The organism is Eubacterium ramulus ATCC 29099 (genome assembly GCF_000469345.1).
GTDB classification, from domain to species: Bacteria; Bacillota; Clostridia; order Lachnospirales; family Lachnospiraceae; genus Eubacterium_I; species Eubacterium_I ramulus.
Genome location: NZ_KI271110.1, coordinates 1 through 955, shown reverse-complemented (window position 1 = coordinate 955; position 955 = coordinate 1). Strand labels below are relative to the sequence as shown.

Genomic DNA, 955 nt, shown 5'->3' with positions numbered 1-955 from the left:
TTAGAGCTGTTCAATAAGATTATCGGTGCATAAAATTTTATTGTGGTGCTGATATGAGAATGATATAATTGGGATATGAAATATACAAATAAATCTGTTGAAAAATGAGGTGTCAAAATATGGCAAATGAATTACTGGAAAACTTGGATAGACTTCATACAACTGAACTTGGCGTTATTAGAATTAAAAAGAACTTATCTTTGAATGTAGAAAACGTGATTGAATGGTGCAAAGAAAAAATCAGTCTTTCTAATGCAGAAATTATAAGAAAAGGGAAAAACTGGTACATAACGATTGATAATTGTATCATTACAATAAATGCGTACAGTTATACCATTATCACTGCTCACAAAGTAAAATGATGAATTATTCTATAAGAGAATTAGACGCATTTTCAGTTATTGGGCAGGAAGTAGAGCTTACGAATTACCAAAAAAGGAATATTCAGATTAGTACGCAGTTTTGGAGAAAGTTTAACAGTAATTTGAAGAAATCATATCTTTCACAATCGGGAAATTGGGTAAAATATGCTTTTATGGAACGGAGAAATGGAAAACTTTATTATTTCTGTTCTATACCAAAGCGAACTATTATTCCAGACAACTTTCTGTATAAAGAAATACCGTCTTATAAGTATTTGGTCATGGAGCATATCGGTGCTATGGAAAAAATATATGAAACTTATGGAAAAATTTATCAGGAAATTATTCCTAATACACCATATACCCCTATAAAAAATATTATCCTGCACTTTGAAAAATATGATTACCGTTTCCATTGGAATAGAGATAATTCAGTTATTGAAATTTGGATACCTATTCAAGATTAAAAACAATTTTATATCCCCACACACAAAGCAGTTAGTTTTAGGATTGACTGCTTTTTTCTTATCAAAATTTCAGATTGGAGTGATGAAATGGTGTCTGTTAGAGCTGTTCAATAAGATTATCGGTGC

2 protein-coding genes are annotated in these 955 nt (G+C 30.3%); both read left to right on the top strand.

The genetic code is table 11. The features are described from left to right. The first annotated feature begins 119 nt into the window (after positions 1 to 119). Entirely contained in the window at positions 120 to 362 is a 243-nt protein-coding gene (locus HMPREF0373_RS06020) for a DUF3781 domain-containing protein (protein WP_002347257.1), read from the top strand. Beyond that, positions 362 to 829, top strand: a complete 468-nt coding sequence (locus HMPREF0373_RS06015) for a GyrI-like domain-containing protein (protein ID WP_021422743.1) — start codon at positions 362 to 364, stop codon at positions 827 to 829. The genes HMPREF0373_RS06020 and HMPREF0373_RS06015 overlap by 1 nt, the downstream gene beginning before the upstream one ends. Positions 830 to 955: the final 126 nt, after the last annotated feature.

What these genes read in the sequence shown, in the direction of transcription:
- HMPREF0373_RS06020 (WP_002347257.1), top strand. Translation starts at nt 120, where the DNA reads ATGGCAAATGAATTACTGGAAAACTTGGATAGACTTCATACAACTGAA.
- HMPREF0373_RS06015 (WP_021422743.1), top strand. Translation starts at nt 362, where the DNA reads ATGAATTATTCTATAAGAGAATTAGACGCATTTTCAGTTATTGGGCAG.